Here is a 16,198-nt window from a genome sequence, read left to right as displayed (position 1 = left end):
GCCCTCATGCGGCAACAGCGACTTCAGTCACAGAGAGGAAAAAGAATTAAGGATTCTCCTGGAGGGCCGAGAATGCCTTGATATCGTGGATGAGAATCTTACGGCCGTCCACTTCCAAGTAGCCTTCAGATTGCAAACGGGTTAGGTTGCGCGAGACTAGCTCCCGAACGGTTCCTATCTCATTTGCTACTTCCTGGTGACTGGCAGGAAGTTGAAAGACTACGCCGGCAGGTGTCTGCTGGCCCTGTGCTGAGGCATAGCGGAGCAGAGTAGAAATAAGTCTTTGCCGGACAGTGGTGAAAGAGAGCTCTTCAATGATCCCTACCAGCCTGCGCAAACGAGCGCCGACAACGGCGAGCAGCTTTAGTGCCACCGAGGGGTTTTCCATGCAGAGTGAGTGAAGATCACGTCGGGAGAGAAAGACAATTTCTGTTTCATCGAGTGTGATTGTCGAGGCAGGATAGGGTCCTCCGTCGAAGACTGGCAGCTCGGCTACGGTTGCTCCCGGGCCTTCTACCGACAGTACCTGTTCTCGTCCTGAGGAGGATGTCTTAAAGATCCTTACCCGGCCTCGTGCGATCACATACAAGCCGTTGCAGGGCTCGCCCTCGGCAAAGAGCATCTCCCCTGGGGAATAGAGTTTGCGTACGGCACGTTGCGCCAACAATTCCAACTCTGCAGGGGTAAGACCTGCAAAGATCTGCGTACGCCCTAGTACTTCCTGGATTTTTTCACGCGGAGCATTCACGAGCGAATTCTAGCAAGCAAGGGCACCTTCTGTGCAGTTCGGCATGCGATACATATTTGTACAAAGTAGCCCAACTGGGCTAGTCTGTCGCCTGCCGGGCTTGTGCGGTTAGCTTCGGGATTGCATATCAGTGCCAGGAGTCCAGCGGTGACCTATTCTTTTTTGCCTCTTCTCAGGCGGTTTGTTTTTCCTGCTTTTCTAAGCCTTCTTGGAATTTCTTTGTATGCGCAAGATACGCGCAACGTCACAGAACCGAAAGTTCCACCTGTCTGTAGTGCTTTAACCGCTCGATATACAGCAACGGGCGGCGGCCCTGCTGGAGATGCCGATGTTGCCTGCGCGAAAGATTCCGCTGTTTGCGACACCTCCCGGGTACAGTCTGCGATTGATTCCTGCAGTGAGAAATCTGGCGGGAAGCCAGTGACAGTCGCACTGAAATCCGATGGAAGTAAGAATGCCTATCTGCTGCAGCCGTTAAAGCTCAAAGAGAATGTCGCTCTCCTGGTCGATCAAAGTGTAACCGTATTTGCATCGATCAATCCTCGTGATTATGACCTTGTACCGGGTGGCTGCGGAACAATGGGCAAAACCTCCCGCGGTTGCCGCCCGTTGTTGTCGGTAGATCACGCAAAGCATGTCTTCCTCATTGGGCCGGGAACAATTGACGGGCGTGGGGGATCGGTAATGCAGGGTTCGACACAATCCTGCTGGCAGGTGGCACGAGCTGCAGAGCCGGGACTCCAGCCGCATAGCTGCCCTCGCATACTTGTGGCGAACTACGCTGATGATTTGACCCTGTACAACATCACGTTGAAGAACTCACCGAACTTCCATGTCGTTGTTGGGAATACCGATGGTTTTACAGCTTGGGGTGTAAAGATCGACACGCCAGAGGATGCTCGTAATACAGACGGTATCGATCCTGGAGCTTCGAAAAACATTACCATCACTCACTCGTGGATTCATACCGGAGACGATAATGTCGCCATCAAGTCAGGTGGAGACGGCGCGCACAACATAACGGTCTCGCATAACCACTTCTACGCAGGACATGGAATTTCCATCGGTAGTGGCACGTATGAAGGTGTTAGCAACATGCTGGTCAAGGACCTCGTCATGCAGGGCACTGCAAACGGAGCTCGCATCAAAAGCGACGTGACTCGCGGGGGGCTTGTAGAGAATATTCGCTATGAAGATATCTGTATGCAGGATGTAAAAGCGGTTATTGGCATCTCTCCCTTCTACAATGACACGACGATTGATCCCTTCCAGCCAACCCGCTTTAAAGGTGATCGCATTCCGCATTACAAAGGCATTGTGTTGAAGAATATCCACTCTGTAACGCCGGGAACAGTTCTGCTTGCCGGATGGGATGCTGCGCATACGACCGAAGTCACCTTGGACAACGTAGTGATCGATGGGTTGAAGAAAGAAGACATTCACATGCAGTTTGACGACATCACTCTGGGGCCGGGCAAAGTAAGCTTCGTTCCCTGGGGAAAGGAAGTCAAAATTTCAAATGCTGCAGGAAAACCCGAGTCTTTGATTAATTGTTCGGGAAAGTTTGTTCCTTTTCCTAAATGATCTGGTTCATAACAGCTGGTCCAGCATTGCCACAAGATAAAGGCCCTGCAACTATAGGCTGCAGGGCCTTTAGATAACTTAAGATGCGAGTGGAGAGGATCTGGCTCTATAACTCAACGACACGAAGCTTCTTTGCTAATCCCACGGCGACAAGGAAGCGAATAAAGAGGTAATTGATGTCCAGTTCGTACCAGGCAAGGCCATGTCTTGCAGAGGTGGGATGAGCGTGATGGTTATTGTGCCAACCTTCTCCTCCGCTCAGAAATGCGACCCACCAATTATTCCTTGAATCGTCACGGGTAGAGAAACGTCGCTGCCCCCAAAGATGCGTTGCTGAGTTGACCAGCCAGGTTACATGCAATCCAAGAGTAGCGCGCATGAAGATTCCCCACAGGACCCAGGGGATTCCACCGATCAGCAGGAGTATCACTCCCATGACGATGATCGGTAACCAATGATAGCGACTGAGCCAGCGATAGAAGGGATCTTTGTTCAGATCCGGAGCATAGCGATTTAGGAGCTCGGAACCATTGTGAAGACTGCCATGTAGAATCCAGTCGACATGCGACCACCAATATCCATCTCGGGGAGAGTGCGGGTCTCCAGGTTTATCGGACAGTTGATGGTGCAGGCGATGGAGTGCAACCCAGTATAGAGGTCCACCTTGCAATGCCATCGTAGAAAAAACCGCGAAGGTATACTCCAGCCATTTCGGTACAACAAATCCTCGATGAGTAAGCAAGCGATGGTAGCAGACAGCGATACCGATGTTCTGGCACAGAAACCAAAGGACAAAGAAGGCGGCTAGCGCTCCCCACGTAAATTGAAAGAGTGCTGCAACGGCTCCAACATGGAAAAGGAAAATGCCAATTGCGAAGCCCCAATTCATCCGTGTGGTTTTCTCTTGCCGGATGGGAAGATCCAGAGTCTCTACAGCAGAGGCCGACTGTAATTCGGCGGTAACAGGTGTCATATAGGGGAAGAGGTCCTCGTTTCAGGAGTCCTGCTAGAGCATTTCACTTCCATAGATTGAAAGTACAAACACTCTAGATCGAAGATAGCCTGCGTCAAGGTCTTGTGCTGTAAGAGATTCGTAATAGCTTGGAGGGCGCCATTGGTGCAGCCAGTGGAGGGATTGGCTCATTCGGCAGATACCGATCCGCCCGAAATCGATTGAGAGATTTCGGGCGGATCGGATCGCGGATTGGAGAGGTTGTACTGCCTATCCTTTTGGGAGCTTTTAGTACTTGGGAATCTTGGGATCGACCTGTTCGGACCAGCCGTTGATGCCTCCGGCTAAGTTTCGAACCTTGTCAAAACCGGATTTTTTCAGGAACTCAGCCGCTTGTTGACTGCGGCCGCCGCCTTTGCAGTGCACCACGATCTCCTGCTGAGGGTCCAATTCTCCAACCCGCTTAGGAAGATCGTTTAGAGGGATTAGGTGGCCTCCGATGTTAGCAATCTGAAATTCATAGGGTTCGCGGACATCGAGGACGAAGAGGCTTTTACCTGAGTCGAGTTCTTGCTTCAATTGTTGGGGAGATATTTGTTCTACGCCGTTTTGTGTGTTCATAGGCTGTTCTTTTTTGATACCACAAAATTGTTGATAGTCGATAAGTTCTCGCACGGTCGGGTGGTTGCCACAGACCGGGCATTCGGGGTTTTTACGAAGCTTCATCTCTCGAAAGCGCATCTGCAGCGCGTCGACAAGGAGAAGCCGGCCGATCAACGGAGTGCCCTTTCCCAGAATTAACTTAATAACCTCTGTAGCTTGGATAATGCCCACTAAGCCGGGAAGGATGCCTAATACTCCGCCTTCCGCGCAGGAGGGAACCATGCCGGGCGGTGGTGGGTCAGGATAGAGGCACCGGTAACATGGTCCATCTGGAGTTGCAAAGACGCTGGCCTGTCCATCGAAACGAAAGATCGACCCATAGACATTGGGTTTACCGCTCAGAACACAGGCATCGTTTACCAGATATCGGGTGGGAAAGTTATCTGTACCATCCGCAACAATGTCGAAATCACGGAGGATATCGAGCGCATTTGCGCTGGTCAGCTTAGTCGGATATTTCACGACGTTGAGAAAAGGATTCAGTGCTTTGAGCTTTTCTTCTGCCGAGTCGAGTTTTGAGCGGCCAACATCTTTGGTGCTATGGATAACCTGCCGTTGCAGATTACTTGCATCGACCACGTCAAAATCCACCAGGCCCAAAGTTCCTACACCTGCTGCGGCGAGGTAAAGTGCTAGAGGCGAACCCAATCCTCCCGTTCCAATGCAAAGCACTCGCGCATTCTTGAGCTTCTGCTGTCCTTCTATACCGACCTCGGGCATGATAAGGTGGCGGGAATAACGAGCCATTTCATCAGTAGAAAGTGCCGGAAGTGTATCCGTTGTAGTGTCCATTTCCTGATAGTTCCTCCCTTTCAGGAGAGTCGGCCCGGCAAACGACGGGATGATGGATAGACTAAAGCATTTCCCGAAATACTGTGAATTTTGCCGGTAAGGTGAAGAGCGGCTTTCTTTAGCGGAAAGCCGCGCCAACTTCCATGCTTCGGTCTACATCTTTTCGGGAAATGCTCTAATCTCTTCCTTTCATCCTTGTCCTTCCGTAATCTCTATCCCCTCGTTTTCGAATCGTTTTTCTTCCTCTATAGCTCCCGCCAAAAGAAAAGAGTTTGTTTCTTCAGCTTTACCGTTAGCGATAGCGGTAATGACGTACGAGCAACCGAGCCAATGTGCTTCGTTGAGATCCGTTCTGGACCATAGGGCCGGACGATCCGGATGGGAGTGGTAGAAACCGACAATCTCCAGATTCTCTTCTCTTGCTTCACTCTGAATGCGGATAAGATCACGCGGCGCAATCTGGTAGCGATTATGTGCGGAGTCTATGCGGGTGTTTACCGTTGGAATTGCCCGCTGCACCTCACGATCTTCCTGGACGAACCTGCCTATCAGAGCTCCACAGCACTCGTCAGGATATGTTTCCTCTCCATGACGACGCATCATCTCATAGGTACTCCGGTTGAGCTTCAACATCGAATCTTTCAGAAGCCTCCGTGGAATAAGCAGTCCGGAGCCGGTGCGATGCTAAGGCCTGTAGTTTGTGTGTAGCCGAGGCTTACCATCGTTGAATAGCACCTCTTCGTTGCGGGTGTTGCTGTGATGTGCGAGAGTGGAAGAAAGGCAACCCACTCCCAGGGATTGCACCATCCCCCGGTATTATGGAATGCACAATAGGAACAGTATGGCAAAAAAGACAAAGCAACCCACCTTCGACGAAATAGTGACTGAGCTTCGAACTAAAGGATTTGATGTGGTTTCAGTGCAGGGAGTCGCAGGAGCAGCCTCTGCCGTTCAGGTTGAAAAGCATGGTTGTGCTGCTGTTTTGGTTCCTGGTCCTGAAGATGCTCCTGTAGCCTATGCTGTAAAGCCCGGAAAGAAACTCGGCGGAGAGATCGCGCGCATTCTGGACCGCGGATTCCAGAAATTCCTGAAAACAAACAAATTGGAAGTTGCTGCAACTGCCGAATCTTTACATGCCATTCATTGCTTTAGCGAAGAATTGAAGGAAGTTGCTGGGCAAATCAGCCTTTACAACGAGTCGCTGGGTACGGTTAGCGACCGTTATCTCTATGATAGGGTTTTAGGGAGAGACCTGCCGGAAGCGGCACGTCAACCCCGTCCTTGGGAACTCCCCTGACGATTGTGGTAACGAATTGTCTTTTCCTGGGACAAAAAGGCTAACAAACTAAAGCACTGCGGTCGATAAAGTACACATAACCATTCGTGTGTTTGGTGCGCTGCGGGGGTCGAATGAGTGAAGCTTTTTCTGAACCAGAGAAGCAAATGATGGTTTCCGTTGTCTCGGGAACTCAGCGAAGAGAACGGCGTCTACATCGCCGGTTTACCTGTGAAGCTCCGGCTAGTTTGCGGTTGATCAAGTCCGGGATCACGATGAAGGGCAATATCCGGGATCTGAGTTTGACCGGTTGCAGCATTGAGCTAGAGCAGAAATTTCCTGTTGGGCTCAACGCACGTCTGGAGATTCTTTTCTCCCTTCATGGCCTGCCCCTGCTGATACATGGTGTTTCGCGTTGTATTCATGCCCCGAAGCTGATCGGAATTGAGTTTCGCGATGTAAGTATGCGGAAGAAAGCGGCAATCGGCGAGGTCATCGACGAACTCAATGAGCAGTTCGAAAAGGAGCAGGCAAAGGCCGTAGCTGAGGGTACGCCTGCAGAAGAAGCTCCGGTTGCTCCTGAGCTGGTTAAAGAATAGCTACATCGAGGGTCTGTACTTTCCTCACGCCTTTAGTAATTCAAGTTCTGCTATTTTGAGCGCTCTCTCTGCAGTTGCCTGTAGACGTCGCTCTTTGCGAGCCCGCGTTCACGGGCTATGCTCTTCAGTGCGTCTTTCTCGTCAAGAGCTTCGGTTTCGTAAAGCTCTTTGATTCGGGCACTTACACTTTGTGTGGTGGAGACGGCACCTTCTTCTCGATGGGGTGAAATCAACAAGGTGATTTCGCCTCGTACTCGATCACGTCCGGCCAATTCCTGCCTTACTTCCAAAACCGTTCCACGTAAGAACTCTTCATGCAACTTGGTCAGTTCGCGTGCAACGCAGATTGGACATTGATCGCCCCACACGGCTTCGATGTCACCCAACGTCTCTAAAATCCGATGCGGCGCTTCGTAGAAGATGAGTGTCGGGGGTGGTACCTCTTTAACTGAGGCGGCCAGGCTTTCCAGCTTCGTTCGGCGAGCTCCTGCCTTTTCGGGCAGAAATCCTTCAAACCGAAAGTTCGTGGTATTCAAGCCAGAGGCAACGAGGGCCGTTAATGCTGCATTGGCACCCGGAATCGGAATTACCGGAATTCCCTCTTTCAGTGCTGCTGCAGCAAGAGTCATTCCCGGGTCGGATATGCCGGGCATACCTGCGTCCGTTACAACGGCGATTCTTGCTCCCTTTGCGAGCTCAGAGATCAGTTGTTCGGTTCGAGATTGCTCATTGTGTTCGTGGCAGCTGATCGTTGGGGTGACGATTTCAAAATGGTTCAGAAGCTTCTGCGTCTGCCGGGTGTCCTCGCAGGCAATACGATCTGCAGAGCGAAGGACTCTTAGGGCGCGATAGGTGATGTCTTCGAGATTCCCGATTGGTGTTGCGACCAGGTAGAGGCCAGGAGCAAGTTCATCCGGCGATGTCATTTGTTATCTAATCCTGTTGCTGCCTACGAAGATTGCGGTGCTCGGCTAGAAGACTCATGCTGTGCATCAGATTTTGCAGGCTGACAAGTCCTACAACACGCTCTCCTTCCGTAATCGGAACGACGGAGAGACCGCGTCCCCCGGAGATTCTGCGAATGGTGGAGCCTAAGGAATCTTCCGGCTTGGCGACTTGAAAGCCACGCGACATTATGGATTGCACATAGCCATTACCGTCGGAGCGAAGTGCATCCAGGATGCGCTGTTTGGATACGATGCCGACGAGACTCGTGCCTCGGACTACAGGGAAGTCGTCTTGCAGTGTATGGATTGAGCGGTAAAGGGCATCTTCGAGGGTGTCAGACGGAGACAGGGTCGAAAAGTCCGTCAGCATCACATCGCGCATCTGCACTGTGTCGACCACGGATTGGAAGAGCGTTCCCTGATCTTCGAGCTGAGCTCCAATAAAAATAAAGGGGCCCGCCATGATGAGCCACGGATTCTGCAGGTAGATTCCAATGCCGAAAATGGTGAGGGCCAGTATCTGCCCTAAGCCCGCCGCCGCTCTGGCACCTTTGAGATCGCCCTGGGTCTTGGCAAGGCTTCCGCGCAGGAGACGTCCGGCATCGAGTGGATAGGCCGGGAGAAGGTTGAGTGCCGCCAGAAAAACATTCAGCCAAACGGTGCTGCGGATCAGATGCGTGGCTGATAGCCAGGGAGACTCCAGCAGGTTCAACTGTGGAGAGGTCCCGAGAATCAATCCGGCGAGTATAGCTGCAAAGAGAAGGTTGGCGAGCGGTCCGGCACCGGCCAAGGCGTACAGAACTTTTCCTGAAGTAGCATTCTCATGGCTTTCAGGATTGGCATAGGAAAAGAGACCGCCGATCGGCAGCAACAAAATGCTGCGAATCTCCAGGCCAAAGTAGGCCGCCGTCATCGCTCGGGCGAGTTCCCGTACAGCCACCACAACCAGTAACAGACCCCAGAGCAGAAAGCCACGTCCGCTGCTGAGGTTGTTGGAATTGGCATAGATGAGGCAAAAGCCAAGCAGCATGACAAAAAAAGTATGGATACGGACGTCAACCCCCATCCATCGCCCAAGCGGTAGTGACCAGCCGCGCATCATGCTCCTTTTATCTACCTCGCTCTTTCCTTCAGGTGTTCCTGCCATCTCACAGTCGGATAGCAGGATTACCCTTCTGATTGTAGAAGGTGCAAGAGGATTTTCCCGCGAGGATGATCTTGTTAGCTTTCTTTCTTTTGTAAACGCAAGTGAGCGAAAAGCATAGCCCCTGGATATCTGCTCAGAACAAAGCACTTCCGGTGCTTCCCTGAAATCTGGAACAATACGCTACGATCAAAATAATGCGAGTGATTGGAGGAGTTTACCGTTCAAGGCCCTTAAAGGCTCCGCATGGCCTTGCAACCCGGCCAACGACGGACCGTCTTCGTGAAACGCTATTCAATGTTCTGGCTCCGAAGATCCAGCAGTCTGTCTTTGCCGACCTATATGCAGGCTCGGGAGCGGTAGGTATTGAGGCGTTAAGCCGGGGAGCCGGGTTCGTTTTCTTTGTGGAGCAGGCAAAATCTGCCGCACAAGTCTTAAAAGAGAACCTGAAGGCCCTTCCCCTCGATACGAATCTGCAGGTAGATGTGCGCAATGTCCGCAGTTTTCTGGCAAACAAGGCTCGTCCTCTGGATATCGTTTTTCTCGATCCGCCGTACGAGGCAGCTGCCGAGTATTCTTCGACACTGGATCTGCTCGGACGGGAATCGGAAGAATTGCTTTTGCCTGGAGCTATTGTTATTGCGGAGCATCGCCGCAAAGAGCCTCTTCTCGAGAGGTATGGGAAACTGCAGCGGTACCGGGTTCTGGAACAGGGTGATGCCGCTTTGAGTTTCTTTGCAGCCTCTTCCTAAGATTTCGAACCTATTCGTTCGCCGGTCTTCAGGTCGATAGAAAAATCCATGTCGCGGTCTGTGATCATGTCCCAGCCTCGTCCGTGGAGAATACTCCCGTCGATGGAAAGAATTTCGACTCCTTCCGAAGAGAGTCGTCCTGTCTGCCACACGATCCCCTCACGTTTCCAGGCGAGTAATGAATAGTGGCTAGAGAAGATCAATAGATTCTGTTCTACCAATTGCCGAACTTCGAGTACTGGCCTATAGGGGATTTGCTCAAATTGCTCAGGAGCCAGCGTATTGATCAGGTAGGCATAGCCTCCGGAAACAGCACATATCCAAGCTGGATCTGGAGTAGAGAATATCCCGGTTGGTGCTCCCGGATCATTGAAGCCCAGAGCGCAAGTAGCGAGAAAAGGAGATCCTTCACCTGGGGTGATAAGAACCTCCAGTGCTCCTCTTTCGACCTCCTCGGCCTGTTTGGGGTAGACGAAATGACGTTGCGGCAGGATAAGGGGTCTGGCGCTGAGAATTTCTGCTTGCCAGCTTTGATCGAAGGTTAAATTGTTCACCGGACTAGGCAGGCCTCCACTAACTCTCTGAATGATACGGACTGCCGGCCATTCAGGGGCTCTGCCCAGCAGTGTGTTTTCGTTGTCATTCTGTACTTGATGGTACCCAACTATCTTTTGAAATGTTGCCACCCTTTGCCGGAAAGAGCCTTTGCTTCACCGTTTGATAACAGAGTCATCATGGTCCTTCTTCGGTGGCGTGATTTCATCTCTCCGATCCTGTGAATGGGAACACCGGCGATTTCCTTCGGAATGCGAGCCGAAGGAGGAGCCGTAAAGAGTAGTTCGTAGTCTTCCCCGCCATTGAGCGCCAGATCCAATGCAGAGGGGGTGCGTTCTCTGGATTCGGCCTGCAGCGCTAAGGTATGGACAGGCAGGGCCTCGGAATTGATTTCAGCATGTACCCCGGATTCTTCACAAAGGTGTGCCAGATCGGTCGACAGACCGTCGCTGATATCGATGGCAGCGCTTGCGCGTCCCCTAAGCCACTGCCCCACTGAAAGACGGGGTTGCGGAAAAAGATGTGGATGGCCGTCTCTGTCCTGTATCCGGGCATAGCGTCGTGGGTTTTGCGCCAGCAGGAGAAGTTCTGCAGCCGATCCGCCCAAGGTCCCGGTGACATAAATAATGTCTCCGGGTTTTGCTCTTGAGCGCAAAAGAGCCCGGTTTTGCGGAACACCGCCGACGAGCACGATATCTGCAGCGATTGTGGGGTTCTGTGCGAGATCACCCCCGGCGAGAGGTACCTCTGAGGCCTTTGCCAGGGCGAGAAGCCCGTCGTAAAAACGTTCCAACCAGCTGCGGCCTCTCCTGTTCTTCGTAAGCTCCGCGGGAACGGCCAGTGACAGAAAGGCGGCTAAAGGGCGACCACCCATTGCCGCAATGTCGCTAAGCCCTCTAGTGAGGCATCGGTGTCCAATGACCTCCGGCTGGTGCCATTCCCGGCGGAAGTGGATTTGCTCCAGGGAGAGGTCCGTGGTGACGATGATCTCTTCTTTTTTCCCTGGGCGCACGATTGCGCAATCGTCTCCAATGCCCAGGCGAAGGGTCCGCGACGAGCGATTCCCGGATCGCTGCCGGATTTGGGCCAAAATTTCTAATTCTCCCCGGGACAAAAAACGGTCTGCCATGAAGTCCTTTACAAAGAAGAATATCCTCTCCTGGCTGGCGATTGCCTTAAAGGGGATTAACCAGAAAGTATAGGTTTCTGCAACGAATGTGTTCCAGATTACAACTAGCTTGGGTTGACCCTCGCCAGTCACTTTGTTATGGTTTTTGGAAGATTCGCCTTTCCCGTTGCCGAATGTTGTGCAACTTGAATGATTTTTGGTAGTTTGGCAACGCCATCTCAGCAGGCCCAAGATCCGGAACGTATACCGGGGGGCCGTGGAAGGTTCTCCCGGAATGTTTCGTAAGCGCTACTACATCATCTTCGTTGCGCGCGAAGAAGACGGCCGTCTGAAGAAGATTCCGCTCCCGTTACACTACGCCTACGTCTTCGTAGCCGCAGCCGTTGTCGGCATGTTCACGATTACGGGTATGGCCGGTTCCTATACTCGCATGCTCTTAAAGACGGAGCACTTCAACCAGGTGCGTTCGGAGCGCGAAGCTATTCGTAAGAATTACCTGCAAATGGAGCAGGTAGCACACGAGAAGGATATTCAGGTCGCTTCTCTAGGATCTTTAGCCAGCGAAGTCACTGCACTCTACGGTTTAAAGCAGAACAAGCTGCACGACTCTGCCTCTAAGAACACAGTCACCGATCCGACTCCTGCGACGTTGGTGGCTTCCGACCAGCAGTACAGCCGCTCCATCGACCAGTTTTATGCACTTCGCTCGCAGGCTCTCTCCGGTCGAGCTTCCCGCGCGTTGGAATTGGGACTCAACGTTACCTCTGCATCTCCCGATGCGATGAGCATGATCGATGCACCTTCTTTATGGCCGGTTGAGGGTCGTGTACACGACTCGTTCGGTGAACGTGAAGATCCGTTCAATGGTGAAGGCGCTTTCCATGCCGGAATCGATATTGCTGCTCCCTTTGGAACGCCTATTCGAGCTGCCGGTGACGGTACGGTCGACAAAGCCGGAATGGCGAACGGATATGGTCGTGAGGTCGTCATCGACCATGGCCATGGCATCAAGACCCTTTATGGACATCTCTCCGGCTTTACCGTTGTTGCCGGGCAGACGATTAAGCGCGGTCAGGTCATCGGTTATATAGGGCTGACAGGGCGCAGCACAGGGCCTCACCTTCACTACGAGGTGCGTGTGCATGATGTTCCTGTGAATCCACACAAGTACCTGCGGACGACGATGGGGCAGTTGGCTTCGAACTATGTAGATGGAGCCGGTAAGTTTTAGCCTCCAGCTAATCACCGCAATTTTAGGAAAGGCCGCTCAATGAGTGGCCTCTCTTATTTTCAGCGGCTGCCGAGTCTGGAGAAACCTTGATGTGCAGCAGTTGGCGCCATAAGACTTTGGGGCGTTCTCGGCGCAGAAATTTCACATCCCTGTTTCGATATTCGTTACAGCGCATTCTCTTTTTATCTGCCGCGTTTACACTAGATCCTGAATCTAGACATGTCCGTTCGGTTCTCGAAAATTCGCAAGTTTCGCTTTAACCTGCCGCAACGGATTGCCGCCCTTTTGCTACTGGCTTTCCTGGCGCAGTGTTTTTTGACTATTCGTCACCAATCCTTAACAGAACAGGATTACGACTACGCTCGCTGCGGGAGAGAGCTCTGGGAACGCCCTTCCCCATTGACTGGCTATTACACGTCCTGCGGGAATATTCATGATGGCGTGCTGGCGTATCGTTTGGCAGGCCTTCCGTTGACGGCTGAGTTTCTTGTGGAACGAGGATTGGACCATTTCCGCAAGCCGGAGAATCGGGTACTCGCCGGACAAGAGTTTGCGTCGCCATGGGAGCTTCGGCACCAGCTTACAAATGTTCTGTTTCTGCTGCGATTGCCCTTTATTTTTGCCGGGTTGGTGTTGGGCGGGGAGCTTTGGTGGGTGACGCGGAGACTCTTTGGCAATTGGGGTGGATACACCTCGCTTGCCCTTTATTGTTTTTCTCCCAGTATTGTGGCCGCATGCACTTCTGCCAATCCTGAGATCTTGACGGCACTAGGTCTCTTCGCTTCTGTCTACACTGCGATCGGTGTAGCCCATGCGATGCAAGGGCCTCAGCGGAAGTGGAGACCTCGAATTTTTCTGCTGACTGCGACCTGCGGAGTTGTTGCAGCCTCCCATATCTGCGCATTGCCCCTTACGCTCTTGCTGGCCTTTGTCTTCATGATCTGGCTTGCAGAAGGAACACGGACCTATATCCTGCCCGTTCTGCTTGCCGTCACGGCTGGCAGCTTCCTCCTCCTCTTTGCCGCCTACGGCTTCTCTCCTGATGCATTCAGCTATCTTTTCCGTTCGGCGGCAGGGAGAGTCTGGTTTTCTCTGAGCGATGCTGGCCGGTTCTTCAGTTCTTTCGAAAATGCGGGCATTATTCTTGCTGCCGGAGCTTCTCTGGTTCTTTATCTCGCTACGAAGAGGTCGCGCTACTTCGGCAATACAGCTCCTTTGCTCGTTTCCCTGCTCATCTTTCCGATGATTACCACCGGAGTTCCTGGGTCGCCGTGGTTGTGGGCTGTACCGTTTTTGGTGACATTTATTGGCGGCGTATTTGCTGACGCATATGAGACGAAGTATCGACGTGTTTTTACTGCCGCAGCAGTAAGTGTTCTGTTCCTTCAGGCAGTCCTGAGTGTAGCAACAGCTACACAGCTTCTTCGCTGAGTGCTCCAGGCTGTCCAGTAGGAGCACTGTCCTCGAAACATCCACTACGTCCTTGGTAACTAGAACTAGTATTCCCTATTTACTTACTAATAGGGCATCTCTAACTTTGTTGATTCCTTGCCTTAGTGATGGCAGATACAGATAGGCCGTCCGCAGTTTCTGCAAGATATAGCTAATTCTCCCTCTAATAAAACCGAAACGAGGCATTGAGATACTCAATGTGCACGAAGACCTGCGTCAGTTTCGCAGTGTTGCTTCTCGTCTGCCTGTTTTCCTGTCTTTTGCTCGGCTGTGGAGTCTCAGTGAAAATTGGCACGTCGGCAGAAGTGTTGGCTATTACGTCTATTTCTCCTGGATCGATAACCGCAGGTTCAGATGCGACGAAATTCGTCGTTAGTGGTAAAGGTTTTCAGAGGGATTCCACTATCAAGGTGTCAGATGTAAGTTTAGCTACTATCTTCATCGACAATACACAACTGCAGGCTACAGTGCCTTCAGAATTTCTTGCTACCGCGGGTTTGCTACCTGTTACGGTACAAAATGCAGGAGCTCACTCAGCTGCAAAATCGCTTTCAGTCTCGGTAACCAACCCCGCTCCTGTACTTATGAGCGTTTCTCCTTCCAGTGCAGTTGTGAACACAGATGTAACTTTAACGATCAGAGGAAGAGGGTTTGCTTTCGATTCTACGGTTCTAGTAGATGGAAAAGTCCATAGCAAAGTCTTTATAAATTCAACTCAAATTGCTGTATCTCTTCAGTCTTCAGAGCTCAATAGAGTGGGTAACCTCATCATTGCCGTTGAAAACTGCGCTCCCGGAGGAGGTGTATCCGAAGCAGCGACTTTCATCGCCCTTCCTGAGCCACTGGCACTGCTTGGCAAATCTCCAGGCTTTGTACAGGTCGGGAGTCCGGATACGGTTATCACTCTCACGGGGACAGGTTTTACTAGAGATGCCAAGGTCTATGCGTCTGGAATGCCATCGGTTCTCGATACAGTTACAGAACATTTGATTAAGGCGGTCATTCCGTCCTCATTGCTTCAGGCGCAAGGCGTCATAAATTTGGAGGTCGTCGATCCTGGAACTCAAGCGATGTCATCCAATGTGGTCCAGGTTGTGGTTGGAGAAGTGCCTAAGGTGATGTTTGTTTCTCCTTCCAGTGCCCCGGTTGGGAGTGCAGATCTCAAGATTACCGTGACGGGTTCGGGATTTGTGCCTGGTTCAGTTGTGCAATGGAATGGAACGAATCTGGAGACCTCTGCCATTTCATCAGAGTCAGCTCTCTTAGCCCGCGTTCCCGCCGCTATGCTTGCGCAGCCTGCTAATAACTCCATTACAGTCGCTGTTCCCTCTCTTGGTATTGCGAGTTCAACAATCACTCCCTTTACTGCCTATCTGCAGATTGCCAATAACGACATTGTGTATCGTTCCCAAGACGGATACTTATATGCCGCTGTAGCTGCTTCAGCGGCTACGGGAACGCGTAACAGTATCGTGGCAATTGATCTCGAAACCGGGAAAGTTGTGCGTTCCATCGCACTGGATAGCGAGCCGAACAAGCTTGTTCTTTCAACGGACGAAAACCAGCTGTATGTTTCACAGGATGTCATTCACGGATATCGGCAAATTGATCTGGTTCACGGAACTGTAGGCCCCGCGTATCCAATTTTGAATTGCCAACTGGGCAATACGGATTCCGGAGCCGTAGTGACATCGATGGTGGCAATGCCCAATCAACCAAATACGGTTGCAATTTACAGTTCCGGATGTGGGACGGCCATCTATGATTCCGGCACTCCGCGACCCGGTACAAGCCAGAGATTGTTCTCCGGAGATGTCCTTTCTGGAGCATTAGCCTTCTCTTCGGATGGAGGAACGCTCTTTCTCGCTGGTAGATGGGGGCTCTTTTCCCTCTCGGTAGATGCTTCGGGGTTCACCGGCTATCGATACCTTGAACCGCGTTCCGTTGAACCGGAAAGCCTGCAATATGACGGAAACGCGCTGTATTCGTCAGATGGCTTGGTTTATGACCCCTCTTCGGGGCTACAGAAGGGGAGTTTTACCGTTTCTGGACTGCAAGGGATTTCTGGGCCTTTGGTCTCCGATGCCGGGCAGAAGCGAGCCTTCGGATTTGCCAGCAATCTCGCGCCAACGTCAATTCAGAAGTTCGACGAGAGTACATTCACCGCGTTGGGAAATATCGAGCTTGCCGGAGTGGACACTCTCACATACCCCTATGTGCCAAGGCACCTGTTACGGTGGGGCCAAAACGGGCTAGCGTTTCGTACCTCTACCCAAATTTTTGCTTTCAAAAACCCGTTGGTGAGGTGAGGGAGTGCAATTTCCCTGGATTCTCTCGAGGGCTGAGGTTCATGGCTGTTGGTCAGACAAAAGTT

At 51.9% G+C, this 16,198-nt stretch carries 15 protein-coding genes; 7 read left to right on the top strand and 8 right to left on the bottom strand.

Annotated elements, in window-relative coordinates; translation table 11 throughout:
• Nucleotides 1-46 precede the first annotated feature (46 nt).
• Nucleotides 47-748, bottom strand: a complete 702-nt coding sequence (locus AC6I7T_RS15465; RefSeq protein ID WP_497794398.1) for a Crp/Fnr family transcriptional regulator — start codon at nucleotides 746-748, stop codon at nucleotides 47-49.
• A gap of 147 nt (nucleotides 749-895) precedes the next feature.
• Here AC6I7T_RS15465 and AC6I7T_RS15460 point away from each other — a divergent pair, with 147 nt between their 5' ends.
• Nucleotides 896-2,332 (top strand): glycoside hydrolase family 28 protein, encoded by a 1,437-nt coding sequence (locus AC6I7T_RS15460; RefSeq protein ID WP_497794397.1) that lies wholly within the window; start codon nucleotides 896-898, stop codon nucleotides 2,330-2,332.
• Between the two features lie 106 nt (nucleotides 2,333-2,438).
• Here the strand turns inward: AC6I7T_RS15460 and AC6I7T_RS15455 are convergent, their stop codons facing one another.
• The 3 genes from AC6I7T_RS15455 to AC6I7T_RS15445 form a co-directional block, all read right to left on the bottom strand.
• Entirely contained in the window at nucleotides 2,439-3,305 is an 867-nt protein-coding gene (locus AC6I7T_RS15455) for an acyl-CoA desaturase (protein WP_497794396.1), read from the bottom strand.
• A 267-nt stretch (nucleotides 3,306-3,572) separates the two neighbouring features.
• The gene (gene moeB / locus AC6I7T_RS15450; RefSeq protein WP_497794394.1) at nucleotides 3,573-4,739 is read right to left on the bottom strand and encodes a molybdopterin-synthase adenylyltransferase MoeB; all 1,167 of its coding nucleotides are present in this window, start codon (nucleotides 4,737-4,739) and stop codon (nucleotides 3,573-3,575) included.
• Between the two features lie 189 nt (nucleotides 4,740-4,928).
• Nucleotides 4,929-5,372, bottom strand: coding sequence for a M67 family metallopeptidase (locus AC6I7T_RS15445; protein WP_497794393.1), 444 nt, complete (start codon nucleotides 5,370-5,372; stop codon nucleotides 4,929-4,931).
• Nucleotides 5,373-5,580: 208 nt separating this feature from the next.
• Here AC6I7T_RS15445 and AC6I7T_RS15440 point away from each other — a divergent pair, with 208 nt between their 5' ends.
• Nucleotides 5,581-6,036, top strand: a complete 456-nt coding sequence (locus AC6I7T_RS15440; RefSeq protein WP_497794391.1) for a hypothetical protein — start codon at nucleotides 5,581-5,583, stop codon at nucleotides 6,034-6,036.
• A gap of 146 nt (nucleotides 6,037-6,182) precedes the next feature.
• A complete protein-coding gene (locus AC6I7T_RS15435; RefSeq protein ID WP_497794390.1) occupies nucleotides 6,183-6,614 on the top strand; it encodes a PilZ domain-containing protein in 432 nt (143 codons plus the stop codon).
• 50 nt (nucleotides 6,615-6,664) lie between these two features.
• Here AC6I7T_RS15435 and rsmI read toward each other — a convergent pair whose 3' ends face one another.
• Nucleotides 6,665-7,540, bottom strand: coding sequence for a 16S rRNA (cytidine(1402)-2'-O)-methyltransferase (gene rsmI, locus AC6I7T_RS15430; protein ID WP_497794389.1), 876 nt, complete (start codon nucleotides 7,538-7,540; stop codon nucleotides 6,665-6,667).
• Nucleotides 7,541-7,547: 7 nt separating this feature from the next.
• A complete protein-coding gene (locus AC6I7T_RS15425) occupies nucleotides 7,548-8,663 on the bottom strand; it encodes a CBS domain-containing protein (RefSeq protein ID WP_497794387.1) in 1,116 nt (371 codons plus the stop codon).
• A gap of 239 nt (nucleotides 8,664-8,902) precedes the next feature.
• Here AC6I7T_RS15425 and rsmD point away from each other — a divergent pair, with 239 nt between their 5' ends.
• Nucleotides 8,903-9,457: a 16S rRNA (guanine(966)-N(2))-methyltransferase RsmD gene (gene rsmD / locus AC6I7T_RS15420; RefSeq protein WP_497794385.1), complete on the top strand. Its 555-nt coding sequence runs from the start codon at nucleotides 8,903-8,905 to the stop codon at nucleotides 9,455-9,457.
• Here the strand turns inward: rsmD and AC6I7T_RS15415 are convergent.
• Together AC6I7T_RS15415 and thiL are read right to left on the bottom strand one after the other, a co-directional pair.
• Nucleotides 9,454-10,011, bottom strand: coding sequence for a hypothetical protein (locus AC6I7T_RS15415; RefSeq protein WP_497794384.1), 558 nt, complete (start codon nucleotides 10,009-10,011; stop codon nucleotides 9,454-9,456). The two genes, rsmD and AC6I7T_RS15415, sit on opposite strands and share 4 nt — an antisense overlap.
• A gap of 110 nt (nucleotides 10,012-10,121) precedes the next feature.
• Nucleotides 10,122-11,141 carry a thiamine-phosphate kinase gene (gene thiL / locus AC6I7T_RS15410; RefSeq protein WP_497794382.1) on the bottom strand — a complete coding sequence of 340 codons (1,020 nt, stop codon included), beginning with the start codon at nucleotides 11,139-11,141 and terminating at the stop codon, nucleotides 10,122-10,124.
• 274 nt (nucleotides 11,142-11,415) lie between these two features.
• On the opposite strand from thiL, the gene AC6I7T_RS15405 reads away from it, so the two are divergent.
• The 3 genes from AC6I7T_RS15405 to AC6I7T_RS15395 all read left to right on the top strand — a co-directional run bounded on the left by AC6I7T_RS15405 (nucleotide 11,416) and on the right by AC6I7T_RS15395 (nucleotide 16,133).
• Complete coding sequence (locus AC6I7T_RS15405) at nucleotides 11,416-12,372, top strand: M23 family metallopeptidase (RefSeq protein WP_497794381.1); 957 nt, start codon at nucleotides 11,416-11,418, stop codon at nucleotides 12,370-12,372.
• A gap of 219 nt (nucleotides 12,373-12,591) precedes the next feature.
• Complete coding sequence (locus AC6I7T_RS15400; RefSeq protein ID WP_497794379.1) at nucleotides 12,592-13,803, top strand: glycosyltransferase family protein; 1,212 nt, start codon at nucleotides 12,592-12,594, stop codon at nucleotides 13,801-13,803.
• 302 nt (nucleotides 13,804-14,105) lie between these two features.
• Nucleotides 14,106-16,133 (top strand): choice-of-anchor Z repeating domain-containing protein, encoded by a 2,028-nt coding sequence (locus AC6I7T_RS15395; protein ID WP_497794378.1) that lies wholly within the window; start codon nucleotides 14,106-14,108, stop codon nucleotides 16,131-16,133.
• The last annotated feature ends 65 nt before the right edge of the window (nucleotides 16,134-16,198 follow it).

It is taken from the genome of Humiphilus diazotrophicus, assembly GCF_059726315.1.
The sequence above is the reverse complement of the archived record's forward strand: the minus strand, read 5'-3'. Positions and strand labels throughout refer to the sequence as shown.